The 23,857-nt window shown below is 65.6% G+C and carries 25 protein-coding genes and 1 tRNA gene; 8 read left to right on the forward strand and 18 right to left on the reverse strand.

The window, feature by feature from the left end; all coding sequences use genetic code 11:
* Positions 1 to 11 precede the first annotated feature (11 nt).
* From ACSFB7_RS18455 to ACSFB7_RS18500, 10 genes are all read right to left on the reverse strand, one after another.
* Complete coding sequence (locus ACSFB7_RS18455) at positions 12 to 1,214, reverse strand: ABC transporter substrate-binding protein (RefSeq protein ID WP_435472617.1); 1,203 nt, start codon at positions 1,212 to 1,214, stop codon at positions 12 to 14.
* Between the two features lie 61 nt (positions 1,215 to 1,275).
* Positions 1,276 to 2,007 (reverse strand): ABC transporter ATP-binding protein, encoded by a 732-nt coding sequence (locus ACSFB7_RS18460; RefSeq protein ID WP_435472619.1) that lies wholly within the window; start codon positions 2,005 to 2,007, stop codon positions 1,276 to 1,278.
* Positions 2,000 to 2,758: an ABC transporter ATP-binding protein gene (locus ACSFB7_RS18465; protein ID WP_435472621.1), complete on the reverse strand. Its 759-nt coding sequence runs from the start codon at positions 2,756 to 2,758 to the stop codon at positions 2,000 to 2,002. The genes ACSFB7_RS18460 and ACSFB7_RS18465 overlap by 8 nt, the downstream gene beginning before the upstream one ends.
* Before the next feature lie 40 nt (positions 2,759 to 2,798).
* Positions 2,799 to 3,713: a dihydrodipicolinate synthase family protein gene (locus tag ACSFB7_RS18470; RefSeq protein ID WP_435472623.1), complete on the reverse strand. Its 915-nt coding sequence runs from the start codon at positions 3,711 to 3,713 to the stop codon at positions 2,799 to 2,801.
* Positions 3,714 to 4,008: 295 nt separating this feature from the next.
* Positions 4,009 to 4,650 carry a hypothetical protein gene (locus ACSFB7_RS18475; protein ID WP_435472625.1) on the reverse strand — a complete coding sequence of 214 codons (642 nt, stop codon included), beginning with the start codon at positions 4,648 to 4,650 and terminating at the stop codon, positions 4,009 to 4,011.
* An 85-nt stretch (positions 4,651 to 4,735) separates the two neighbouring features.
* A tRNA-Ser gene (locus ACSFB7_RS18480) sits at positions 4,736 to 4,825 on the reverse strand.
* Between the two features lie 58 nt (positions 4,826 to 4,883).
* The gene (serS, locus tag ACSFB7_RS18485; RefSeq protein WP_435472627.1) at positions 4,884 to 6,215 is read right to left on the reverse strand and encodes a serine--tRNA ligase; all 1,332 of its coding nucleotides are present in this window, start codon (positions 6,213 to 6,215) and stop codon (positions 4,884 to 4,886) included.
* 53 nt (positions 6,216 to 6,268) lie between these two features.
* Positions 6,269 to 7,234 (reverse strand): threonine/serine dehydratase, encoded by a 966-nt coding sequence (locus ACSFB7_RS18490; protein ID WP_435472628.1) that lies wholly within the window; start codon positions 7,232 to 7,234, stop codon positions 6,269 to 6,271.
* Entirely contained in the window at positions 7,231 to 8,199 is a 969-nt protein-coding gene (gene ispH / locus ACSFB7_RS18495; RefSeq protein WP_435472630.1) for a 4-hydroxy-3-methylbut-2-enyl diphosphate reductase, read from the reverse strand. Before ispH ends, ACSFB7_RS18490 begins: the two co-directional genes overlap by 4 nt.
* The gene (locus ACSFB7_RS18500; protein ID WP_187111734.1) at positions 8,196 to 8,639 is read right to left on the reverse strand and encodes an FKBP-type peptidyl-prolyl cis-trans isomerase; all 444 of its coding nucleotides are present in this window, start codon (positions 8,637 to 8,639) and stop codon (positions 8,196 to 8,198) included. Before ACSFB7_RS18500 ends, ispH begins: the two co-directional genes overlap by 4 nt.
* A 107-nt stretch (positions 8,640 to 8,746) precedes the next feature.
* Here ACSFB7_RS18500 and radC point away from each other — a divergent pair, with 107 nt between their 5' ends.
* Both radC and ACSFB7_RS18510 read left to right on the forward strand, forming a co-directional pair.
* A complete protein-coding gene (gene radC / locus ACSFB7_RS18505) occupies positions 8,747 to 9,424 on the forward strand; it encodes a RadC family protein (RefSeq protein WP_435472632.1) in 678 nt (225 codons plus the stop codon).
* Complete coding sequence (locus ACSFB7_RS18510) at positions 9,424 to 10,080, forward strand: Smr/MutS family protein (RefSeq protein WP_435472634.1); 657 nt, start codon at positions 9,424 to 9,426, stop codon at positions 10,078 to 10,080. The genes radC and ACSFB7_RS18510 overlap by 1 nt, the downstream gene beginning before the upstream one ends.
* 129 nt (positions 10,081 to 10,209) lie before the next feature.
* Here the strand turns inward: ACSFB7_RS18510 and ACSFB7_RS18515 are convergent, their stop codons facing one another.
* From ACSFB7_RS18515 to fabV, 4 genes are all read right to left on the reverse strand, one after another.
* Positions 10,210 to 12,261: a bifunctional 2',3'-cyclic-nucleotide 2'-phosphodiesterase/3'-nucleotidase gene (locus ACSFB7_RS18515; protein ID WP_435472636.1), complete on the reverse strand. Its 2,052-nt coding sequence runs from the start codon at positions 12,259 to 12,261 to the stop codon at positions 10,210 to 10,212.
* A 127-nt stretch (positions 12,262 to 12,388) separates the two neighbouring features.
* Positions 12,389 to 13,612: an NAD(P)/FAD-dependent oxidoreductase gene (locus ACSFB7_RS18520; RefSeq protein ID WP_435472638.1), complete on the reverse strand. Its 1,224-nt coding sequence runs from the start codon at positions 13,610 to 13,612 to the stop codon at positions 12,389 to 12,391.
* Positions 13,613 to 13,655: 43 nt separating this feature from the next.
* A complete protein-coding gene (locus ACSFB7_RS18525) occupies positions 13,656 to 14,075 on the reverse strand; it encodes a group II truncated hemoglobin (RefSeq protein WP_435472640.1) in 420 nt (139 codons plus the stop codon).
* 27 nt (positions 14,076 to 14,102) lie between these two features.
* Positions 14,103 to 15,299: an enoyl-ACP reductase FabV gene (gene fabV / locus ACSFB7_RS18530; protein ID WP_435472642.1), complete on the reverse strand. Its 1,197-nt coding sequence runs from the start codon at positions 15,297 to 15,299 to the stop codon at positions 14,103 to 14,105.
* 185 nt (positions 15,300 to 15,484) lie between these two features.
* Here fabV and ACSFB7_RS18535 point away from each other — a divergent pair, with 185 nt between their 5' ends.
* The 5 genes from ACSFB7_RS18535 (at position 15,485) to ACSFB7_RS18555 (ending at position 19,762) form a co-directional block, all read left to right on the forward strand.
* Positions 15,485 to 16,312, forward strand: a complete 828-nt coding sequence (locus ACSFB7_RS18535) for an ABC transporter substrate-binding protein (RefSeq protein ID WP_435472644.1) — start codon at positions 15,485 to 15,487, stop codon at positions 16,310 to 16,312.
* Between the two features lie 170 nt (positions 16,313 to 16,482).
* Positions 16,483 to 17,178, forward strand: coding sequence for an amino acid ABC transporter permease (locus ACSFB7_RS18540; protein ID WP_435472646.1), 696 nt, complete (start codon positions 16,483 to 16,485; stop codon positions 17,176 to 17,178).
* A gap of 94 nt (positions 17,179 to 17,272) precedes the next feature.
* Entirely contained in the window at positions 17,273 to 17,989 is a 717-nt protein-coding gene (locus ACSFB7_RS18545) for an amino acid ABC transporter permease (RefSeq protein WP_093238210.1), read from the forward strand.
* Positions 17,986 to 18,729 carry an amino acid ABC transporter ATP-binding protein gene (locus ACSFB7_RS18550; protein ID WP_435472649.1) on the forward strand — a complete coding sequence of 248 codons (744 nt, stop codon included), beginning with the start codon at positions 17,986 to 17,988 and terminating at the stop codon, positions 18,727 to 18,729. Before ACSFB7_RS18545 ends, ACSFB7_RS18550 begins: the two co-directional genes overlap by 4 nt.
* A gap of 16 nt (positions 18,730 to 18,745) precedes the next feature.
* Positions 18,746 to 19,762: an isopenicillin N synthase family dioxygenase gene (locus tag ACSFB7_RS18555; protein WP_435472651.1), complete on the forward strand. Its 1,017-nt coding sequence runs from the start codon at positions 18,746 to 18,748 to the stop codon at positions 19,760 to 19,762.
* Here the strand turns inward: ACSFB7_RS18555 and ACSFB7_RS18560 are convergent.
* The 4 genes from ACSFB7_RS18560 to ACSFB7_RS18575 form a co-directional block, all read right to left on the reverse strand.
* On the reverse strand, positions 19,705 to 20,028 hold the full coding sequence (locus ACSFB7_RS18560; protein ID WP_435472653.1) for a hypothetical protein: 324 nt from the start codon (positions 20,026 to 20,028) through the stop codon (positions 19,705 to 19,707). The two genes, ACSFB7_RS18555 and ACSFB7_RS18560, sit on opposite strands and share 58 nt — an antisense overlap.
* Positions 20,025 to 20,564, reverse strand: coding sequence for a hypothetical protein (locus ACSFB7_RS18565; RefSeq protein ID WP_435472655.1), 540 nt, complete (start codon positions 20,562 to 20,564; stop codon positions 20,025 to 20,027). The genes ACSFB7_RS18560 and ACSFB7_RS18565 overlap by 4 nt, the downstream gene beginning before the upstream one ends.
* The gene (locus tag ACSFB7_RS18570) at positions 20,561 to 21,226 is read right to left on the reverse strand and encodes an HAD family hydrolase (protein ID WP_435472657.1); all 666 of its coding nucleotides are present in this window, start codon (positions 21,224 to 21,226) and stop codon (positions 20,561 to 20,563) included. The genes ACSFB7_RS18565 and ACSFB7_RS18570 overlap by 4 nt, the downstream gene beginning before the upstream one ends.
* A 92-nt stretch (positions 21,227 to 21,318) precedes the next feature.
* Positions 21,319 to 22,656, reverse strand: coding sequence for an MFS transporter (locus tag ACSFB7_RS18575; RefSeq protein WP_435472659.1), 1,338 nt, complete (start codon positions 22,654 to 22,656; stop codon positions 21,319 to 21,321).
* Positions 22,657 to 22,831: 175 nt separating this feature from the next.
* On the opposite strand from ACSFB7_RS18575, the gene cyoA reads away from it, so the two are divergent.
* On the forward strand, positions 22,832 to 23,857 hold the full coding sequence (gene cyoA, locus ACSFB7_RS18580; RefSeq protein WP_435472661.1) for a ubiquinol oxidase subunit II: 1,026 nt from the start codon (positions 22,832 to 22,834) through the stop codon (positions 23,855 to 23,857).

Consider the following 23,857-nt stretch of genomic DNA (forward strand, 5'->3'; position numbering starts at 1 on the left):
GCGGGCGTTACTTACTTGCCGATCTGGCCGTTCTGGCAGGCGGGGTTCAGCGGCGGGTACACGTCGGCGCCCTTGAGCACCGACTTGACCTTGTAGTAGTCCCACGGTGCCTTCGACTCGGCGGGCGACTTGACCTGCAGCAGCAGCATGTCGTGCACCAGCGCGCCGTCTTCACGCAGCTTGCCGTTGCGGATCACCGCGTCGTCGATGGTCATCTTGCGCAGTTGCGCCATGACGGCCTTGGCCTCGTCGGTGCCCGCGGCCTGGACGGCCTTCAGGTAGTTGAGCGTGGCCGAGTACACGCCGGCCTGTGCGGCGGTCGGCATGCGTTTTTGCTTGTCGAAGAACTTCTTCGACCATGCACGCGAGCGGTCGTCGAAGTCCCAGTAGAAGGCTTCGCTCAGGTACATGCCCTGCGCCTTTTCAAGGCCGATGCTGTGCACGTCCGAGATGTAAGTGAGCAGCGGCGCCACCACCTGCTTGCGCGTGATGCCGTATTCGTTGGCCTGCTTGATGGCGTTGACCGTGTCGTTGCCCGCGTTGGCGAGCGCGATCACGTCGGCCTTGGAGGCCTGCGCCTTCAGCAGGAACGAAGAAAAATCGTTGCCCGGGAACGGATGGCGCGAGCTGCCGACCACCGTGCCGCCATCGGCCTTGATGACGTCAGTGGCGTCCTTTTCGAGCGAGTGGCCGAAGGTGTAGTCGGCGGTGATGAAGTACCAGCTCTTCTTGCCTTCCTTGACCAGCGCGCGCGCCGTGCCGGCCGCCAGCGCGTAGGTGTTGGTGGTCCACTGCGCCGTGAGCGGCGTGCACTTCTCGCCGAGGATCGCGGTGGCCAGCCCGGATGAAGGCATGACGATGCGGTTCTTCTGCTTGGCAATTTCCATCACGGCCAGCGCCGTGGATGCGGTGGGAAAGTCCGTGACCATGTCGACCTTGCCCTGGTCGAACCAGCCGCGCGCCAGGTTGGCCGCCACATCGGGCTTGTTCTGGTGATCGGCAAAGACCAGCTCGACCGGCTTGCCCAGCACCTTGCCGCCCATCTCTTCGATGGCCAGGCGCGCCGCCGTGACCGAGCCCTGGCCCGCAAGATCCGAGTAGATGCCCGACAGGTCGTTGAGCACGCCGATCTTGACGACGTCGTCGCTCACCTGCGCATGGGCGGTGAGCGCCGCGCCGGTCATCAGACACACGGACAGTTTCTTGAAATGCATGAAAGGCTCCAGAGTTGAAGACGGGAAGACAAGGGATGGAAAAGGCAGAAAGGGGTCGGGTTCAGATGCCGAGCAATTCGTTGAGTCGGTCCTGCTTGGCCTCGACTTCGTTGCGCTCGATCACCTCGACCACCTGTCCGTGTTCGATGACGTAGTGGCGGTCCGCCAGGTGCTTGGCAAAGCGGAAGTTCTGCTCGACCAGCACCATCGTGAAGCCGCGCGCCTTGAGCTCGCGGATCACCTGGCCGAGCTTCTGCACGATCACCGGCGCCAGCCCTTCGGTGATTTCGTCGAGCAGCAGCAGGTTCGCGCCGGTGCGCAGGATGCGGGCCATGGCAAGCATCTGCTGCTCACCGCCCGACAGGCGCGTGCCCGGGCTGGAGGCGCGCTCCTTGAGGTTCGGAAACATGCCGTAGATCTGCTCGAGCGACATGCCGGCGTCGCCGACCTTGGGCAACAGCAGCAGGTTCTCTTCGGCCGTGAGCGATGCGTAGATGCCCCGCTCTTCAGGGCAGTAGCCCAGGCCCAGCCGGGCGATGCGATGCGGCGGCATGCCGATGGTCTCGGTGCCCGCCACCTGGATGGAACCGGTGCGCTTGCCGACCAGGCCCAGGATGGCACGCAGCGTGGACGTGCGGCCCGCGCCGTTGCGCCCGAGCAGCGTGATGCATTCGCCGGCCTTCACGTCCAGGTCGATGCCTTGCAGCACATGCGATTCGCCGTACCAGGCGTTGAGGTTGCGGATGGTCAGCATGGCCGCGGCCGGCTTTGCGTTGGCATTGGCGTCATTCATGCTCTTCGGTACCCATGTAGGCTTCGCGCACGGCCGGGTCGACCGAGACGACGGGGTAAGGGCCTTGCGCCAGCACCTCGCCACGCTGCAGCACGGTGATCGTGTCGCTGATGTCCGCGACGACCTTCATGTTGTGTTCGACCATCAGCACCGTGCGATCGGCGGAGACCTTCTTGATCAGGTCCTTGATGCGGTCGACGTCTTCATGGCCCATGCCCTGCGTGGGCTCGTCGAGCAGCAGCAGCTCGGGGTCCAGTGCCAGCGTGGTGGCGATTTCGAGCGTGCGCTTGCGGCCGTACGGAAGATCGCGGGCCAGCGATGCCGCGAAGCGCGGCAGCCCGACCTGCTCCAGCAGTGCCATCGCAGGGGCGTCGAGCTTGTGCATGGCCGACACCGATTGCCAGAAGTGGTAGTCGACACCCAGCTTGCGCTGCAGCGCGATCTTCACGTTCTCCAGCACCGAAAGTTCGGGAAACACCGCCGAGATCTGGAACGAGCGGACGACACCGCGCCGCGCGATCTGCGCCGGTTTCTCGTGCGTGATGTCCGCACCGTTGAACAGGATGTGTCCGCTGGTGGGGATGTGAAACTTGGTCAGCAGATTGAAGACCGTGGTCTTGCCAGCGCCGTTCGGCCCGATCAGCGCGTGAATCGATCCGCGCCGCACGCGCAGGTCGACGTTGCGCACAGCGAGGAAGCCGCGAAACTCCTTGGTGAGCCCCCGGGTCTCGAGAATGATGTCCGTGTCCATGCGATGCGTTCCGCGCGAAGCTGCTCGGTAGGCCGGCGCTTCAGGCGACGGACTGGTACTGGGCAGGACGCGTAGCCAGCGCCTTCTTGACCACGCCTTCGATGAAGGCGCGTTCCTCGCCGATCAGCGGCAGGCGCGGACGGCGCATGTGCTCGGAGCCGACGCCCACCAGCAGGTCGATGAGCTTGAGGTTCTGCACGAGCTTGGTCGACACGTCCAGGTGCAGCATCGGCGTCATCCACTGGTAGAGCTTGAGCGCTTCGGCAAACTTGCCGGCCTTCATCAGGTCGTACAGCGCGACGGTCTCGCGCGGGAACGCACAACCGACACCGGCCAGCAGGCCATCGCAGCCCAGCGCCAGGCCCTCGTAGGCCAGGTCGTCCACGCCCAGGAAGAGCTGGTAGCGGTCGCTCACGGTATTGCGCAGGTCGGTGATGCGACGGATGTTGTCGGTGCTCTCCTTGATGGCCGCGATCCATTCGCAGTCGGCCAGCTCGACCATGTGCTCGGGCTTGAGGTCCACGCGGTAAGCCACCGGGTTGTTGTAGACCATGATGGGTTTCTGCGCGGCATTGGCGATGGTGCGCACGTTGAGCATGGCTTCGCGTGCATCGGCCACGTAGATCACCGAGGGCATCACCATGAAGCCGGCCACGCCGAGCTTGTTGGCGCCATCGACATAGCGCAGCGCTTCGCGGGTGCTGGTTTCCGACACGTTGGCCAGCACCGGGATGCGGCCATCGGCGGCTTCGAGCGCGATCTTGGCGACCTGCAGCTTTTCTTCCAGCGTCAGCGTGCTGGCTTCACCGAGCGAGCCGCAGGTGACGAGGCCATGGATGCCGTTGCGGATCTGGAAGTCGATGTGGCGGGCGGTGCCCTCGGCATCGATGCTTTCGTCGGCGTGGAACTTGGTGGTGATGGCGGGGAAGATGCCTTGCCAGCGGGGATTGCTCACGTTGAATGCTCCTGATGAGGATGAAGGTCGGTGTGCGAGGAAGCTGTCTTCCTCCGGTTGCTAATATATTAGTAAGATATCTAAAATATTTTCTCGGTGTATTTAGCAGGTTGCGTGCCAGCCGATTTCTGTTTATGAGGCGGCTGGAACGGGATGCTGAAGGGGGAAATGCCCCGGGGTGGAGCAAGACGGGCACCGTGCTGATGCGCGGAAAGGTCCGTGTCGCGGATGGACACGGAAAGGCACGCGCGATGCGTGCGCTGTGGCGGGCTGCCGGGAGGGCGACGCTCGCTGGCTACTCTGTCGGATAGACGTTCATGAGGAGCCCGGCTGCCGTGCTGGCCAGGCCCGAAACAGTTCGATTTCCGACCGTTCGCCTGACGGACTCCATCGGTGTCTGGTCGAACCGGCCCAGGGCCTCGGCCATCACGGCCTTGATTGCATCCCCGACTTCCCGCGTGCTCGCACTTTCCGTCACGGCCCGCGCACTCACCATCAGCACGACAGAGGCAAAGTTGATGTTTGCGCCGGGCCCGAGTTCGACGACAAAGTTCAGGCTCAGCACCTTGCCGGTCTTCTTGCTGACGCCGCCGATGATGGAAATACCGTCCAGCCTTCGGTTGAAGACGTCGTTGCCACTGCCGGACATCACGTCCAGTTCGGCCAGCCGCCAGTTCTTGTCGAGCACGTCGATGATGGCGTTGAACCGCTGGCGAAACTCTTCGGGCGTGATGCCGAGATCGGTCTCGGCAGTGCGCTGTTTGCTTTGTACGGCGAGAGCCCGTGGCGCCGATGCGGCGAGCGAGGCGGGTGCTTGCGCCGTCTCCTGCCCGTCCATTGCAGCCGCCTGGAAAACCAGCGCCATGCCAAAGCCAATGCCCAGCAGGGGCCGAAGGTTGAACCGCAAGTTGCGTTCGCGGGAGGCCAGTCGTTTCATCTGTGTTCAGCCTGCATCTGTTGCGCATCGGCTCCCGCACCCAGATCGGGACGGGCAAAAAAATAGCCCCTTGCGGGGCCATTCTTGGAGGAGAGGGAGGGATTCGAACCCTCGGTACTATCGCTAGTACGCCTGATTTCGAGTCAGGTACATTCGACCACTCTGCCACCTCTCCGGTGCTGTCGAGCCTTCGATTATAGCGGATGAAATTCCGCTTTTTTAAAGCCCCGGTCTCAACCGCGCAAAACTTCTGCGCCGCCGATGTAAGGTCGCAACGCTGCGGGGACGTTGATCGAGCCGTCTTCGTTCTGGTGGTTTTCCAGCACGGCCACCAGTGCGCGCCCCACCGCCAGGCCGGAACCATTGAGAGTGTGCACGAGTTCGTTCTTGCCCTGCGCGTTCTTGAAACGCGCCTGCAGACGGCGCGCCTGGAAGGCCTCGCAGTTCGATACCGAGCTGATCTCGCGGTAGGTGTTCTGCGCCGGCAACCAGACTTCGAGATCGTAGGTCTTGGTCGAACCGAAGCCCATGTCACCGGTGCACAGCAGCACCACCCGGTACGGCAGCTCCAGCGCCTGCAGCACGGCTTCGGCGTGGCCTGTCATCTGCTCCAGCGCGTCGTAGCTTTTCTCTGGATGAACGATCTGCACCATCTCGACCTTGTCGAACTGGTGCTGGCGGATCATGCCGCGCGTGTCGCGGCCCGCGCTGCCGGCTTCAGAACGAAAGCACGGCGTGTGGGCCGTGAGCTTGATCGGCAGTTGCGACTCGGCCACCACCTCGTCGCGCACGAAGTTGGTCAGCGGCACTTCGCTGGTGGGAATGAGGTACAGCGCCGAATGGTCGGGCGCGGGTTCGCCGTCCTGGCCCCCCTTCTTCGCGGCGAACAGGTCGCCTTCGAACTTGGGCAACTGGCCGGTGCCGCTGAGCGTGGCGGCATTCACGATGTAGGGCACATAGCACTCGGCGTAGCCGTGCTTTTCGGTCTGGATGTCGAGCATGAACTGCGCAAGCGCGCGGTGCAGGCGGGCGATCGGGCCCTTCATCACGGTGAAGCGCGAGCCGGCAAGCTTGGCGCCCATCTCGAAGTCGAGGCCCAGCGGTGCGCCAAGATCGACATGATCCTTGGCAGCGAAAGCCAATGGCTTGGCGTCGGCACCAGCGCCGCCTTGCGGAGCCCAGCGGCGCATTTCGACGTTACCGGCTTCGTCTTCGCCGAGCGGCACGCTGGCGTGCGGCAGGTTGGGCACTGCGAGCAGCAGCGCATGCAGCTCGGGCTGGATTTCTTCAAGACGCTTGGACTGCGATTCCTGCTCGGCCTTGAGCGCGTTGACCTCGGTCATCAGCGCATCGACCGATTCGCCCTTGGCCTTGAGCGGGCCGATCTGCTTGTTCAGCGTGTTGCGGCGCGCCTGGATTTCTTCGGTGCGGGTTTGCAGCGTCTTGCGCTCGGCTTCGAGCGCGCTGAACGCCGACACATCGAGGTAAGGCTGGTTCTTCTTGCGTTTTTCGAGGCCGGCCACAGCGGAGGCCAGGTCTTTGCGGAGCAGGGTGATGTCGAGCATCGGCCGATTTTAGGTGGGCGCGGCACCGGCCGCGCCCCACCCCACCCGCGCGATCAGGCGACGGTGGCCGGATCGACGTTCGCGCCGCAGATGATCAGGCACACCTTCTCGCCTTCGCGCGGCACATAAGCGCCGGTCTGCAGCGCCGCCAGCGGCAGTGCGGCGGCGGGTTCGACGGCAAGCTTCATCTCTTTCCACATCCACTGCTGCGCGGCGCGGATCGACTCGTCGGACAGCAGCAGCGCGTCTTGCACCTGCTGCTGCGTGATCTCCCACGCGATGGCGCCGATGCGGCGCGCGCCGAGCGAATCGGCCGCAATGCCGCCCACGTCGACGTCGACCGGCTCGCCGGCCTCGCGGGCGCGGAACAAGGTGGGCGCCTTCTCGGGTTCGAGCGCGACCACGCGGGCACGCTTCTCGAACCAGCCGGCCAGGCCGCCGATCAGGCCACCACCGCCGACGCTCACCAGCACCGAATCGGGCAGGCCGCCCTGCGTTTCGATCTCGTGGCCCAGCGTGCCTGCGCCGGCCACCACTTCGGGCTGGTCGTAGGCGTGGGTCAGCAAAGCGCCGGTTTCCTTCTGGCGCGTCAGGCAGGCGGCCAGCGCGTCGGGGTACAGCTCGCCGACCACGACCACTTCGGCGCCCAGCGCCCGCAGGCGCGCGCGCTTGGCTTCGGGCGACACGCCGGGCAAAAACACCTGGCAGCGCACGCCCAGCGCCTTGGCTGCGGCGGCGGTGGCGATGCCGGCATTGCCGCCCGAGGCCACAACCACGCCGCTTTCGGGAATGTCATTGGCCAGCAGCCGGTTCATCATGCCGCGCGCCTTGAAGCTGCCGCTGACCTGCATGTGTTCGAGCTTGAGCCAGACCTCGACGCCCGGCACCGTGACGCCAAACGCGGCGGCCGGCAGCTTCCACAGCGGGGTTTCACGCAGGAAATTGCCGGAGCGCTCGCGCAGCCTTCGGGAGGCGCTATCTATTTCAGAGCGCCAGTTGGTTGTATTCATGGTGTTCAAGAGATGTGCCCCGGGGGCGGAATGTCGTCGAGCTTGAGGCCCTTGGGGAGCGGAAACTTGATGGTTTCCTCGATGCCGTCCATCTTGCGGACCGACACCGCGCCGAGCGCGCGCACGCGGTCGATCACCTCGCGCACCAGCACCTCGGGCGCCGAGGCGCCGGCCGTGAGGCCGATGCGTGCCTTGCCCTCGAACCACTCGGGCTTGAGTTCATCGGCCGAATCGACCATGTAGCTTTCGGTGCCCAGGCGCTGGGCCAACTCGCGCAGCCGGTTGCTGTTGGAGCTGGTGGGGCTGCCCACCACGATCACGAGGTCGACCTGCGGGCTCATGATCTTCACCGCGTCCTGGCGGTTCTGGGTGGCGTAGCAGATGTCCTGCTGCTTGGGCTCGCGCACGCTCGGGAAACGCGCGCGCACGGCAGCGGCGATCTCGGCGGCGTCGTCCACGCTGAGCGTGGTCTGGGTGACGACCGCAAGCTTCTCGGTCTGCCCCGGCGACACCGTCGCCACGTCCGCCACGTCTTCCACGAGGTGGATGCCACTGGAGAGCTGGCCCATCGTGCCTTCGACCTCGGGGTGCCCCTTGTGGCCGATCATGATGAACTCGTAGCCTTCCTTCGCGAGCTTGGCGACCTCGACGTGCACCTTGGTCACCAACGGGCAGGTGGCGTCGAAGATCGCGAAGCCGCGATCGCGTGCCTCCTGCTCCACCGCCTTGCTCACGCCGTGTGCGCTGAACACCAGCGTGGCACCGGGTGGCACGTCGGACAGCTCCTCGATGAAGATCGCGCCCTTGGCCTTGAGCTCGTTCACCACATAGGTGTTGTGCACGATCTCGTGGCGCACATAGATCGGTGCGCCGAACTTGGCGATGGCGCGCTCGACGATCTCGATGGCGCGGTCGACGCCGGCGCAGAAGCCCCGCGGCTCGGCCAGGAGGACTTCCGAGATGTCCGGATTCATAGGACTCCGATCAGCTTCACTTCGAAAGTGACGGGCTGGCCGGCCAGCGGATGGTTGAAGTCGAATCGCACGGCGGTCTCGTTCGATTCGATCACCGCGCCCGCGTAGCTGCCCGTGCCGTCGGGCGTGGGGAACTGCACGACGTCGCCGTTGGCGTACTGCTCGTCGGGGTCGCCCATCTTCGCGAGCAGCTTCTTGGCCACCCATTGCTGCATTTCGGGATTGCGCTCGCCGAAAGCCTCGCCGGCCGGCAGCTCGAAGGTGGCATGCGTGCCCTCTTCCAGGCCCAGCAGGCGCTGCTCCATGGCAGGCGAAAGCTCGCCGGTGCCGAGCGACAGGGTCGCGGGCTTGTCGGCGAAGGTGTTGATGATGTCGCCCGCCGGACCGGCCAGCCGGTAGTGCAGGGTCAGGAAGGAGCCGGAAGTCACAACATGGGACATGGAGGCATCAGAGGTGGGCAAAGACAAGGTGGGTGTCCCGATAAACTGGCCCTCATTTTAAGGATCGGGGCTTCGACCCGCGTCCTCCAAGGTTTCAGCAGGGTTTCATGGCATTCAAGGATCTCCCAATCGACGCCCGGCCGCGCGAAAAGCTCATCGCCCGAGGCGCCGCCGCGCTGGCCGACGCGGAGCTGCTGGCGCTGCTGCTGCGCACCGGCGTGGCGGGCAAGAACGTGCTTCAACTGGCGCAGCAACTGCTCGAACGCTTCGGCGGCCTCTCGGGGCTGCTGCACACCCGCGCCGACGACCTCAAGACCGTCAAGGGCATGGGCGGCGACGCCAAGCGCTCCGAGTTGATCGCCGTGCTCGAGCTGGCGCGCCGCGCCATGGGCGAAAAGCTGCGGCACCGCACGGTGTTCGACTCGCCCGATGCAGTCAAGCAATACCTGCAACTGCACATCGGCGTGCGCCCGCACGAGGTGTTCGCGGTGCTGTTCCTCGACGTGCAGCACCGACTGATCGCCATGGAAGAAATGTTTCGCGGCACGCTCACGCAGACCAGCGTGTATCCGCGCGAAGTGGTCACGCGCGCCCTGCACCATCAGGCCGCGGCCGTGGTGCTGGCGCACAACCACCCGAGCGGCAGCATCGACCCCTCGCGCGCCGACGAGTCGCTCACCAAGACGCTGCAGGCCGCGCTGGCGCTGGTCGACGTGCGCGTGCTCGACCACATCATCGTGAGCCCGGGGCTGAGTTTCTCGATGGCGGAAAAGGGACTGCTCTGATGGCCTCGCGTCCACCGTCCCTGAAGAATCTGGCCGACCTCAAACAGGTGCAGCGCGTGCTTGCCGAAACCCGCGAGCGCGAAGCTGCCGAAGCGGCTGCAAAGGCTGCCGCCGAACGCAGGCGCGCCGCCGAAAAAGACCTGTTCACCCGCGCCATCGGTGCCACCGAACCGTTGCGCCGCAAGGCTGCGGTGCCGCTGACGCCGGAGCCGCCCGCACCGATCCCTGTGCAGCACCAGCTCGACGAGCAGCGCGTGCTGCGCGAATCGCTGTCCGACGAGTTCGACGTGACCACGCTGCTCGACGTCGACGACGCCATGAGCTTTCGCCGCCCCGGCATCGGCACCGACGTGACCGCGCGGCTGCGCAGGGGCGACTGGTCGATCCAGGCCCAGGTCGACCTGCACGGCCTGCGCAGCGACGAGGCGCGCGAGGCCCTCGGCGGCTTCATCCGCACGTCGCACAAGCAGGGCCTGCGCTGCGTGCGTGTGGTGCACGGCAAGGGCCTGGGCTCGCCCGGCAAGCAGCCGGTGCTCAAGACCAAGGCGCAGCGCTGGCTGATACAGAAGAACGAAGTGATTGCCTTCGTGCAGGCCAAGCCTGCCGAGGGCGGCGCGGGAGCCCTCGTGGTGCTCCTGGCGCCCGCGCGTCGCTGAGTCTTGCGCCTTCCCCCGCTGGGGGAAGGTTGGGATGGGGGCAGGCCTTCGAACAGGCGCCATGCATGCGGTACGGCCGCCGTGCCCCCAACCCCAGCCCTCCCCCGGGAGGATAGGGAGCAATGCGGGCTACTTGCTCAGATCGAGCTTGTAGACCGAGCGGCCCTTGCCGCTGCCGTCATCTGCGGTCAGCAGCGAGATGTTCGTCAGGCTCGCATCGGCGGCTGCGCCCAGCTGCCCCTGCCCCGAGGTGAACACCACGTTGCCCGCCGTCGTCACCTGGGTGAAGCGCCAGCTGCGCGCCGCGCCGTTGGCCGCCCGCGTGATGGTCTTCTTCGCCTTGATGTACGCGATCAGCACGTCGCGGTTCGCATCCGGCGACGCATAGATCGTCGCGCGGCCGTCCAGCGCGGGAATGAAGCTCGCGCCGCTCGTGGCCCGGTAGTTGTTGGTAGCGATCACGAACTCCTTTGCCGGATCGATGGCCGCGCCCAGGTAGGTGAGGTTCTTGATGCGGCTGCCCACGGCTTGCGTCACGTCGATCTCGTACTGCACGTCCGGCGTGGTAAACATGTCGAAGTTGTAACCCGGGAAGGTGCTGATCAACTGCTGGTCCGTCGTCAATGCCGGATCGATCTTGTTGAAGCGCTTGGCCGCAGCCTCGAGCCAGGCCTTGATCTCCGCGCCCGTGACCTTCACCGCATACACCGTGTTCGGGTACAGGTAGAGATCGGCCGCGCTGAAGATCGCCAGGTTGCCCACGGCCACGTCGGTGTAGTCGCGTCCACCCTCGAAGCCCGACTTGAACGGCGCGCTGACCGACAGCACCGGCAGGCTCGCGTACTGCGGCAGGCTGGCCTGGATGTAGGTCTTCACGTAGTCGGCCTGTGCCTGGTTCACGATCTGGATCGCGCCCGGATCGCCCACATCGGCGAAGAAGGTGTTCATCCGGAAGTCGGTGCTGCCGATGGGCGTCTTCACGTAGCTGATCGCGGCCTGGTGCTGCGTGTCGATCAGCGGCGCGACGCTCGGGTCGGCATCGACGTACACGGCCTTGTTGGCGGCGTCCTTGCCGGTCTGCGTGGAGCGCGCCTCCACCAGCGTCTTGCTCTTGTCCACGTTCCAGGCCTTGCCGTCGTACACCAGCTCGAGCTTGATGAGGCCGATCGACTTGCCCCACGACGACGCCATCACGGCGGGCACGCCGTTGACGGTGCCGGCCGCGTTGTCCACGCCGGTCTGCGTGAAGCCGGGCTTCGCCGAAACGCGATCTGGAAAGGTGGCGTGCTGGTGGCCCATCATCAGCGCGTCGATGCCCGGCACCTTCGACAGGTACAGGGCCGAGTTTTCCATGGTCGGCGAATAGGGCGAGCCGTCGAGCCCGCCGTGCTGCAGCGCGACCACGATGTCGGCGCCCTTGGCGCGCAGCTCGGGGATGTACTTGGTGGCCGCTTCAACCGTGCCGTCGACGCGCAGTTTGCCTTCGAGGTAGCGCTTGTCCCAGTTCATGATGCCGGGCGTGGTGAAGCCGATCACGCCGACCTTGACCGGCACCGTGACGCTCTTGCCGTCGGGCCCGGTCGCGGTGAATTGCCGCTCCAGGATCACGTAGGGCGCGAGCAGCGGCTTGCCGGTCTTCACGCTCTGCACGTTGGCCAGCACCAGCGGGAAGTTCGGGCCGACGCACTTCTTGCCTGCATCGACGCCGTCGACATCGAGACCGCCCCCGATTGCCTGATTCAGGAACTCCAGGCCGTAGTTGAACTCGTGGTTGCCTAGCGTGCCGGCATCGAAGCCGCCGGCATTCATTGCCTTGTACATCGACAGCGGCTGCGTGCACGGAATGCGGTTGATCAACGCCTCGTAGTCGGCCAGCGCCGTGCCCTGGATGGTGTCGCCGGCGTCGAACAGCATCGTGTTCGCATAGTCCTTGCGCGCGGCCTTGATCAGCGTGGCGGCACGCTCGTAGCCGTACGACTTGTCCTCGGCCAGCTTGAAGTAGTCGAAGCTGAGCACGTTGAAGTGCAGGTCGGTGGTCTCCAGCAGGGCGACCGTGGTGCGCGTGTCCTTGGCCACCGAGGCCGGTGCGGGAGTCGGCACGATGGGCGGGAATATGCTGCCACCGCTTCCGCCGCCGCAAGCGGTCAGCAGAGTGGCAACTACGGCGGCACAGGTGGACATGGGTGCGAGGCGGCAAAGCGTCGCAGCCGCTGAACTCTTCATCGGGCGTCTCCCTCGGATTTAGGAAGACGCAGTCTCTGAAAGGCAAATGACAGGGTGGTGAATCGCACCCTGTCATTTGGCGCGGCTACGACAGGTGATTCTTTAGTGGTATTGACGCATCGGCAATTGCCACGGGGTCGGGGCTGCGGCCGGCTTCGAGCAGCTTGCGGCTCATCATGTGATCGACCGGCGCATTCACCGACTCGACGCACACGAGCTGGCCGTCGATGTAATAAAACAGCGAGAACGCCTCGGGCTTGGGTCCCGGGCGGCGCACGCTGGTCAGGCCCGGCGTGTCTTCGGCCGGCATCAGGCCGACCATCTGCAGGCGCATGCTGCCCTGGTCCGACCAGAACCACGCGACCGCATCGTGCGCGCGCGCAGCGCCGGTCAACGTGGCCACCGCGGTGCGCGCCTGGTCGTTGGCGTTCTGCACCGATTCGAGCCGCAGCGAGCGGCCCGCGCGGCGATCGGGAAAGCGGGTGCAGTCGCCCACCGCGAGCACGTCGGCCGCGCTGGTTTGCATGTGGCCGTCGACCACGATGCCGTCGGCACATTCAATGCCTGCCGCCTGCGCCAGCGCCGTCTCGGGCACCGCGCCGATGCCGAGCAGCAAGAGATCCACCGGCTGCTTCACGCCGTTGACTTCGATCGACACCAGCCGGTCGCCGACCACCTCGAATGCGCCGGCCTGTGCGCCCAGCACGATGTCGATGCCGGCCGCACGGTGCGTGGCGAGCACGTGCGCCGAAAGTTCGGGCGACACGGCGCGGCCCAGCAGGCGCGGTGCGCTTTCGATCACCTGCACCGACTTGCCGAGTGCCTTGGCCGTCGCGGCCACTTCGAGTCCGATGAAACCGCCGCCCAGCACCGTGACCTGTTCGGCCGAAGCGAGCCGTGCGCGCAGACGATGCGCTTCGTCGGCGGCGCGCAGGCTGGCGACGTTTTCCAGCCCCGGCTTCAGTTCGGCCATCTGCCGTGCGCGCGTGCCGGTGGCCAGCACCAGACGCTCCCACGGCAGAGTCGCACCGGAGCGCAGCGTGACGGTGTGCGTCTCGCGGTCGATGGCCACGGCCGCATCGCCCAGGTGCAGCGTGATGCCCGCTTCGCGGTACCAGTCGGTGGCCTTGTGCGGTTGCGTCGTCTCTTCGGCGCTCTTGAGGAACGCCTTGGACAGCGGCGGCCGGTGATACGGCTCGCAAGCCTCTTCGCAGACCAGGTGCACGCGCGCGCCCTGCCCCGCTTCCGCAAGCCCGGCGCAGAGCTGGGCAGCGGCGTGGCCGCCGCCGATGATGACGATGGAATTCATGATGAAGAACTGTCTTTCGGAATCGTTGTCTGGTTGTCTTTGTCTACTCGCCGCGATTGCGCATCCAGTCGGCGGTCTGGAAGAACGAGCCGCGCAGGCGCTCACGCAAAGCATCGGGCACCTCGGTCTCGCCCATGGCCTGGTCCATGCAGGCCAGCCACTGGTCGCGCTCCTTGATGCCGATGGTGTGGCCGCCGATGGCCTGCGGCATATGGCGCGCACGCAGCATCGGATGGCCGAAACGGTCGGTGTAGTGCTGCGGGCCGCCGAGCCAGCCGCACAGGAACCAGAACAGCCGCTGGCGTGCGTTGTCGAGGCTGGTGCCGTGCACGGCGCGCAGTTGCCTGTAGGCCGGCTCCAGGTCCATCAGGTCATAGAAGCGTTCGACGAGCGCCTGGACCTTGGGTTCGCCGCCGATCCACTCGAAGGGGGTGCCGGCGGGCGGTTTTTCTTGAATCTGCATGGCCGGGAGTATCCCTCCCCGGACTCCCTAGACCTGGATCAGGTCCGGAATCCCCACGTCGGGGTTCACGTCGGCCTCGTAGTCCACGCCCTCGACGGCAAAGCCGAAGAGCCGCAAGAACTCGGTCTTGTAGCCGGCGAAATCCGTCAGCTCGTACAGGTTCTCGTTGGTCACCTGCGGCCACAGTTCCTGCACGCGGGCCTGCACCTGCGGCGCCAGTTCCTTGTAGTCCGCGCGCAGGCGGCCTTCTTCGTCGGCGTGCGGTGCGTTGCCGTAAAGGCTCTCGGCATACAGGCCGTGCACCTGCTCGATGCAGCCTTCGTGCGTGCCCTCTGCCTTCATCACCTTGAACAGCAGCGACAGGTACAGCGGCATCATCGGAATGGCCGAGCTGGCCTGCGTGACCACCGCTTTCAGCACCGACACGCGCGCGTCGCCGCCCTTCGCGGCCAGCGTCTGGCGAAGGCCGAGCACCTTCTGGTCGAGGTCTTTCTTGGCCGCGCCGATGGAGCCGTTCCAGTAGATGTCGTGGGTGATCTGCTCGCCCAGGTAGGTGAAGGCCGTGGTCTTCGCGCCATCGGCCAGCACGCCGGCCGCTTGCAGCGCGTCGATCCACATCTGCCAGTCTTCGCCGCCCATCACGGCCACCGTGTTGTCGATCTCTTCCTGCGTGGCGGGCTGCAGCACGGATTCCTTGACGACCTCGTTGTCGGTGTCCAGGCCGCGCAGGTTGACGGCCTTGCCGATGGGCTTGAGCGTGGAGTTGAAGACCTGCCCGGTCTTCGGGTGCGTGCGCCGTGGCGCGGCCAGGCTGTAGACCACGAGGTCGACCTGCCCGAGGTCGGCCCGGATCGTGTCGATGGTCTGCTGCTTGACGGCGTCGGAGAAGCCGTCGCCGTTGATGCTCTTCGCGTAGCGCCCTTCGGCCGTTGCCGCCTTATGGAAGGCGGCCGTGTTGTACCAGCCGGGCGATGCAGGCTTGGTCTCGCTGCCGGCGCGCTCGAAGAACACGCCCAGCGTGTCGGCACCGCAGCCGAAGGCCGAGGTGATGCGCGCGGCCAGGCCGTAGCCGGTCGATGCGCCGATCACCAGCACCCGCTTCGGACCGCCCGCGATGGGCGCCTGGGCTTTGACGTAGTCGATCTGTTGCCGGACATTGGCTTCGCAACCCACGGGATGGGTGGTAATGCAGATGAAGCCGCGCACACGCGGTTTGATGATCATGAAGAGCTCGCTGGAAGAGAAACCGCGAAAAACGACGGGAGCGCATTTTTCGCGCCGCGAATTTACCCCAGCCCGCCATGGGCGCCTTCAGCTTACCCATATACATATGTGGATTGACGATTTAATGATCCTGGGTTTTGTTGCTATGGTTCGGCCCTGAATTTCCTTCCGGAGAGAGAACAACCATGCGCCACACACTGCTCGCCGCGGCCGTCGCCGCTTCCACTTTCCTGCTCGGCACCGTCGCCCATGCCGACCAGTTGGCCGACATCAAGAAGAAGGGCGAACTCGTGGTCGGCGTGCTCGGCACCGACGAGCCCGCTACCTTCATCGACCCGAAGACGCGCCAGATCGTCGGCTACGAAGTCGACCTGGTGAATGCCATCGCAAAGAAGATCGGTGTGAAGCCGGTGCTCAAGCAGATCGCCGTGGCCGCGCGCATTCCCGAGCTGCAGCAGGGCCACGTGGACCTGGTGGCTGCCGGCCTCACGCACAACAAGGAGCGCGAGGCGCAGATCGACTTCTCGCTCACCACCTTCGTCACCGGCCAGAAGGCCATCGTGAAGAAGGACAGCGGCATCACCGAGGTGCCGCAGCTCGGCGGCAAGAAGGTGCTGACCATCCGTGGCGGCACTCAAGAGCCCAACATCCGCAAGGCCGTGCCCACCGCCGACGTCGTGACCTTCGACACCAGCCAGCAAGCCTTCCAGGCTCTGCAGCAAGGCAAGGGCGTGGGCTATGTGGACGACGAGGCCGCGCTGCTGCGCAGCTACGCCAAGCTCGGTCCGCAGAAGGCGCAGTACGTGGTGCTCAAGCAGAACCTGAGCACCGAGTCGCTGGCCATCGGCATCAAGAAGGGCGAGACCGGCCTGAAGGCCGTGGTGGACGACACGCTGCGCGAACTCGAGAAGTCGGGCGACGCACAGAAGATCTTCATCAAGTGGTACGGCCCGGATACGGCCTCCGGCTTCCAGACGCGCGACTTCAAGCTCGATACCGACAAGATCGACTGACCTCCCGGTATTTCTCCTTCCCCTTCCGGGGGAAGGCCGGGATGGGGGCAAGCGGCCTGTGCACATGTCGCAGGCCGTGACGCATTGATCGCCGCCGTGCCCCCATCCCAACCCTCCCCCAACGGGGGAGGGAGAAGATTCCCCCCGCGACGGTGATACTGTCGCCCCCCATGCCCCTGTTCGACTATTCCTTGCTGCTGACCGGCAAGTACCACGACATGCTTGTCGCGGGCCTGCTGCTTTCGCTGCAATTGCTCGCGGCCGCGCTGGTGCTGGCGCTGCCCATCGCGCTCGCAGTGGCGATGCTGCGGCTCTCGCCCTTCGCAGCGCTGCGCTGGCTCGGCTTTGCGTACGTCGAGTCGATCCGCAACATCCCGCTGCTCGCGCACATGCTGTTCTGGTATTTCGGCGCGCCCGAGCTGCTGCCCGAGGGCATCAAGCAGTGGCTCTATGCCGGCCACATCGAAGCCTTCAGCGCCGTGATCGCGCTGGCGCTCTACACGGCGGCCTTCATGGCGGAAGACATCCGCAGCGGCATCCGCGCGATTCCCACGGTGCAGTTCGAGGCCGGACGCGCGATGGGTTTCAGCTACCTGGCCACCATGCGCCGCGTGGTGCTGCCGCAGGCGCTGCGCGTGACCATTCCGCCGCTGATCTCGCAGACGCTGAGCCTGTGGAAGAACACTTCCATCGCCACCGTGATCGGCGTGGCCGAGCTGATGTACCAGGCCGGCCAGGTGGAGAGCGCCACCTTCCGCAGCTTCGAGTCGTTCGCGTTCGCGAGCGCGGCGTACCTCACGGTGTCGCTGGCGATCACTGGGTTGGCGACCTGGTACCAGCACCGGTTCCCGGTGCGGACCATATGAACGCGACCGAGCGACGCCGGGCCGCCCCAAGGCGCGAGCGGCCCCCTCGGGGGGCAGCGAGGACACGCAGTGCCGAGCGTGGGGGCCATTACTGATGCTGCAGATCATCAACGACTACTGGGTCTACTTCCTCATCGGGCAGTACCCGAACGGGCCACTCGGCGGCCTCGTGCTCACGCTGCTGCTGGCCTCGTGCGGGCTGATTCTGGCGCTGCCCCTGGGCATCGCGCTCGGCCTGGCGCGCGTGAGCCCGTGGCGCTGGCTGCGCTGGCCGGTCACGGGCTTCGTGTTCGTGGTGCGCGGCCTGCCGCTGCTGATGGTGATCTTCTGGGCCTACTTCTTCCTGCCCAGCGTCACCGGCATCAAGACCGACCAGTTCACCACCATGCTGATCGCGCTGGTGGTGTTCGACGCCGCCTACCTGGCCGAGATCGTGCGCGCCGGCATCCAAGGCCTGCCGCGCGGCCAGATGGAAACCGCCCGCGCGCTCGGCCTGAGCTATGGCCGCGCGATGCGCCTCGTGGTGCTGCCGCAGGCGCTTCGCAGCATGCTGCCGTCGCTGGTGAACCAGTTCGTCTCGACCATCAAGGAGACCTCGTTGGGCTACATCATCGGGCTGGCCGAGGTGTCGTTCATCGCCACGCAGATCAACACGCAGGTGTTCACCAAGCCGGCGCAGATCTACCTGATCCTGGGCCTGACCTACTTCATCCTGTGCTTCGGCCTGTCGCGCTTCGCCTACTGGCTGGAGCGCCGGCTCGCGCGCCGCGGCCTCTCGACCGCCGCTTCTACCGCCAAGGTGCCCGCATGATCGAACTCGACAAAGTCAACAAGTGGTACGGCAGCTACCACGCCCTGGTCGACGTGACCGAGACCATCCACAAGGGCGAGGTGGTGGTCGTGTGCGGGCCTTCGGGCTCAGGCAAGTCGACGCTGATCCGAACCTTCAACCGGCTGGAGCCGATCCAGTCGGGCCGCATCCTGCTCGAAGGCAAGGACATCCACGCGCCCGGTACCGACGTGAATGCCTTCCGCTCGCGCATCGGCTTCGTGTTCCAGCAGTTCAACCTGTTCCCTCACCTCACGGTGCTGCAGAACTGCACGATGGCGCCGATGCAACTGCGTGGCCTCTCGCGCAAGGAAGCCGAAGACCGCGCGATGGCCCTGCTGCAGCGCGTGGGCCTGTCGAACAAGGCCGATGCCTGGCCGAGCGAGCTGTCGGGCGGCCAGCAGCAGCGCGTGGCCATCGCACGTGCGCTCGCGATGCAACCGCCGCTGATGCTGTTCGACGAACCCACCAGCGCGCTCGACCCCGAGATGGTCGGCGAGGTGCTGCTGGTGATGCGCGACCTCACGCGCGACGGCATGACCATGGTGTGCGTCACGCACGAGATGGGCTTTGCGCGCGAGGTGGCCGACCGCGTGCTCTTCATGGACGAAGGCAAGGTGCTGGAGCGCGCCACGCCCGACGACTTCTTCAACCGCCCGCAGCATCCCCGCGCGCAGCAGTTCCTTTCGGACATCCGCTCGCCGTTTGCCCGCAGCGCATGACATGCTTTCCACGACCATGACCACCACTTCTTCCGACCTCCTCTCGCTGCCCGTGATCGACGTTGCACCGCTCGTGGCCGGCACGGCTGCACGCGACGACGTGGCCGCCCAGATCGGCGCGGCCTGCCGGGCGCACGGCTTCTTCTATGTCACGGGTCATGGCGTTGATGCGGCGCTGGTGCAGCGGCTCGAAGACCTGAGCCACCGGTTCTTCGAGCTGCCCGAAGAAAGCAAGATGCAATGGCGCATGGCACTGGGCGGTCGTGCATGGCGCGGCTTCTTCCCCCTCGGCGGCGAGCTGACCTCGGGCCGGCCCGACTGGAAGGAAGGCCTGTACCTCGGCACCGAGCTGCCCGCCACGCACCCGCTGGTGCAGGCGAAGACGCCGGTGCACGGGCCCAACCTGTTCCCCGACGTGCCGGGTTTTCGCGAAACCATCCTCGACTACATGGCCGCCGTCACGCAGCTCGGCCACCGGTTGATGGAAGGCATCGCGCTCAGCCTCGGCCTGCCGGCGCCCTACTTCGCAGAGCGCTACACGGCCGATCCGCTGATTTTGTTTCGCCTCTTCAACTACCCTTCGCAGCCCGTGCCCGAAGGGCTGGATGTGCAATGGGGCGTGGGCGAGCACACCGACTACGGCCTGCTCACCATCCTTCACCAGGACAACGTGGGCGGCCTTGCAGTGCACACGCCGGGCGGCTGGATCGACGCGCCACCGATTGCTGGCTCGTTCATCTGCAACATCGGCGACATGCTCGACCGCATGACCGGCGGGCTCTACAAGTCGACGCCGCACCGCGTCAAGCGCAACACCTCGGGCCGCGACCGGCTGTCGTTTCCGCTGTTCTTCGATCCGAATTTCGAGGCGCGCGTGCAGCGCATCGACGGGCTTGCGGGCGCCGAGGCGCTGGACGACAGCGCCGAGCGCTGGGACCGCGCCAACGTGCACGCCTTCAGCGGCCGCTACGGCGATTACCTGCTCGCGAAGGTATCGAAGGTGTTCCCGCAGTTGCGCGACGAAGTGCTCTGAGCCGCGCCCGCCGGCTGGTCGAGGAACTCGTCCTCCCAGCGGCCGACGTCCGCGTCGGGGTCGTTGATCGGCACGAGCTTGTCGCTGCGGCAGTAGAAGGTCCAGCCCTCGAACAGCACGTCGTAGTAGGTGCCGGGCAGGTAGCGCTCGCTGGGCGCGTCGTAGGGCAGCGAGACCACTTCGACGATGCGCCCCACGGCGCGCTCGGTCATTGGCGACGCGAGGCAGCTGTCGACCACATGGCAGAGCGTGCCGATCTTGATCATGGGTGCTTTGCCAGCCAGCGCCTCGCCTCGGCCCGTATGTCGCAATTCAGCGCGATGAGAGCCTCACCATCCAGCGGGGAATCGCCTGAGCCTTCTCTCAACGCTTCGCTCCCCCAATAGATTCCGATGAGCTTCTCAATGTCGTGAGAGTCTCCAAGAAACCCTCCGGCCGGGGCGTGAAAATCGTACGAGTAGTAGACGTCCTCGATGAGCAGGCTCAATTCTTCCACGGCGTCGAAGTGTTCCGATGCCATCCGAAGAGCCCGGTACTCGATGAGCAGCCAGACCGCAGCCTCCCTGTTCGGTAACGCAACCCCGTGGTGATCCAGAGCCGCCTTGAACGCCGGCAACACCTCGTCCATTCGAGGATGAGGGAATGCATCCAACACATCCTGGCACTCGTCGACATAAAAGCCGCCGTTCATGAGTTCAACGATGGTTTTCTTGATCGTGTCGGCGTCCAGCGTACCGAGACCCAACCGAGCCGCCTGATAGCGCAGCAGGTCCGCGACGGGAGGCAGAGAGGGGCTGGTCATTGCGGAAACCAGCGCGGCACATGCGCCACCGCATCGTGCAACGAATCGAGCACATGGAACGCGCGCTCGGTGATCGAGGCGGGCGGATGCTTCAGGTCCGGGACGACCACCACACGCATGCCCGCCGCCAGCGCGGCCTTGGCGCCGTTCTCGCTGTCCTCGAAGGCGATGCACTGTGCCGGGTCGACGTCCAGCCGCTCGGCGGCGAGCCGGTAGAGCGCCGGGTCGGGCTTGGCGCGCACTACCTCATCACCGCCCGCGAAGGCCGAGAAGTGATGCAGCAGGCCCAGGCTGCCCAGGCAGGCCTGGATCTGGCCGCTGGTGGACGACGACGCCACTGCGCAGCGCGTGCCGCGCTCGCGCAAGGCGGTCAGGAACTCGTTCGCACCGGGCTTGATGGGAAAGAGCGGCGTGCCGTCCACGCGCTCCAGTTGCAGGCGCTGGCGGACGTGGGCCACGGCATGGCGGTACGCCTCGGGCCCGCCGAGCAGCGAGGCCAGGATCAGCTCGGACTCCACGGTGGCGAGCCCGACCACCTGCAGGTACTGGCTGTGCGAAAGCTCGATGTCGAGCGTGCGGGCCGCCTCGATCCAGGCGGCCATGATGGGCCGCTCCGAGTCGATGAGCAGCCCGTCCATGTCGAAGATGGCGGCGGCAAACATCGGCGAATCCTAAGCCAGCACGCCAACCGTTGCGCCAGAAATGGGAAAGGGGCCCGCAGGCCCCTTTTGGAAAGAACGGCTGAGAACGCCGGTCAGTCGCGCGCCAGCGCCCGATTCAGGCCCAGTGCCGCCAGGGTAGCAATGGCGCCCGACAGCAGGTAGACGCTGACATAAGCAAGGCCGAAGTGGGCTGACAGGCCAAGGGCGACCAGCGGTGCGAACGCCGCGCCGATCAGCCAGGCCACGTCGGCCGTCAGGGCCGCACCGACGTAGCGGTATTTGGGCGCGAAGTTCGAGGTCACGGCGCCGGCCGCCTGGCCGTACGACAGGCCCAGGATCACGAAGCCCACCAGGATGAAGATGTCTTGGCCCACGCGACCACCGTCGAGCAACGTGGGCGCAAAGCCGCTGAACGCCGCGATCACGGCGGCCAGGCCGCCCAGCGTGAAGCGACGGCCGATGCGGTCGGCCAGCAGGCCCGAAGCCACGATGCCGGCGGCACCAAGCACCGCGCCGATCATCTGGACCACCAGGAATTCGGTGACGGACTGGTCCGAGTACAGCGTGATCCACGACAGCGGGAACACGGTGATCAGGTGGAACAGCGCGTAGCTGGCCAGCGCGGCGAACGCGCCGATCAGGATGTTGGCACCCTGCGAGCTGACCAGCTCGGTCACGCTGGTGGGTTCCAGTTCGCGCTCTTCGAGCAGGCGCGAGTATTCGTCGGTGGCCACGAGGCGCAGCCGGGCGAACAGCGCCACCACGTTGATCGCGAAGGCCACGTAGAAGCTGTAGCGCCAGCCCCAGTCGAGGAAGTCCTCGCTCGGCAGGCTCGAGTACAGGTAGGCGAACAGTGCGCTGGCAATGAAGAAGCCGATGGGTGCGCCCAGCTGGCCCAGCATGGCGTACCAGCCGCGGCGGTTGGCCGGCGCGTTCAGCGCCAGCAGCGACGGCAGGCCGTCCCACGAACCGCCCAACGCCAGGCCCTGGCCGAAGCGGAACACCGACAGCAGCACGATGGCCGTGAAGCCGAGGCTGGCGTAGCCCGGCAGGAAGGCGATGCCGGCGGTGGACGTGCCGAGCACGAAAAGCGCCAGGGTCAGCTTGGCTTCCCGCCCGAAACGTCGCTGGATGGCCATCGAGATGACAGTTCCGAACGGACGCGCGATGAAGGCGAACGAGAAAATCAGGAAAGAGTAGAGAACACCTTCAAGATGTTGCTCGAACGGGAAGAAAACCGCAGGAAACACCAGCACCGAGGCGATGCCGTAGACGAAAAAGTCAAAATATTCGGATGCGCGGCCGATGACCACGCCGACCGCGATTTCGCCGGGGGCGATGTGCGAGTGGTCGTCACCCTGCCGGGCGCCGGTTTCGGGCGAGTTCGGCAGCGGCTGGGCGCCTTGCGGACTGATGCTGGACGTCGTCATTGCTTCTGTAATTCGGGTGTCACCTCAGGAAGTGACACATGGGATCTTGGACAACCTATAGCGTCTCACCGAAACACATTTACCGCCATAGGACAAAACGTCCAATAGGCGAAACCCGTCTTCGAGCGTAGATTGTGGGGTCTTTTCGCGCCGCTCCCGCACCTCTTTTCTCGGCATGCACATCCTCAAGAACCTTCGCCGATCACTCCTTTTGCTCCCCGCCATCCTCCTGGCGGGCTGTAACACGGTGCTGATGAACCCTTCCGGCGACATCGCCAATCAGCAAGGACGCCTGATCGTCGTCTCGACCGTGCTGATGCTGATCATCATCATCCCGGTGATAGCGCTGACCATCTTCTTCGCCTGGCGCTACCGCCAGTCGAACAAGGAAGCGACCTACAGCCCCGACTGGGACCACTCGACCCAGCTCGAACTGGCGATCTGGGCGGCGCCGCTGCTGATCATCATCGCGCTGGGCGCGATCACCTGGATCAGCACCCACGTGCTCGACCCCTACCAGCCGCTGCGTCGCCTCGACGCCCAGCGCCCGATTCCCGCGGACACCAAGCCGCTGGTGGTCGAAGTGGTGGCGCTCGACTGGAAGTGGCTCTTCATCTACCCCGAGCAGGGCATCGCCACGGTGAACGAGCTGGCCGCCCCGGTGGACCGCCCGATCGAGTTCAAGATCACAGCCTCCTCGGTGATGAACTCGTTCTTCATCCCCGCGCTGGCCGGCCAGATCTATGCCATGCCGGGCATGCAGACCAAGTTGAACGCGGTGATCAACAAGCCGGGCGAGTTCGAAGGCTTTTCCGCCAACTACAGCGGCGCCGGCTTCTCGGGCATGCGCTTCAAGTTCCACGGCCTGACCAACGAAGGCTTCGACCAGTGGATTGCCAAGGTCAAGACCGGCAAGGAAGGTGAACTCACCCGCGAGCAATACAAGAAGCTCGAAGTGCCGAGCGAACGCGAGCCCGTGCGCCACTACGCCACCGTCGATCCCGCCCTGTACGACGCCATCCTGAACCTGTGCGTGGACCGCAACAAGATGTGCATGAAGGAAATGATGGCCATCGACTCCGACGGCGGCATGGGCAAGCCCGGCGCCTTCAACGTTGCCACCAAGCAGGCCTGGCTGACCGATTCCCTCGACACGCCCAAGCGCAAGTACGTCACCGCGATGTGCACCACCGAAGAATAA

The organism is Variovorax raffinosi, assembly GCF_051216615.1.
Classification (GTDB): domain Bacteria; phylum Pseudomonadota; class Gammaproteobacteria; order Burkholderiales; family Burkholderiaceae_C; genus Variovorax.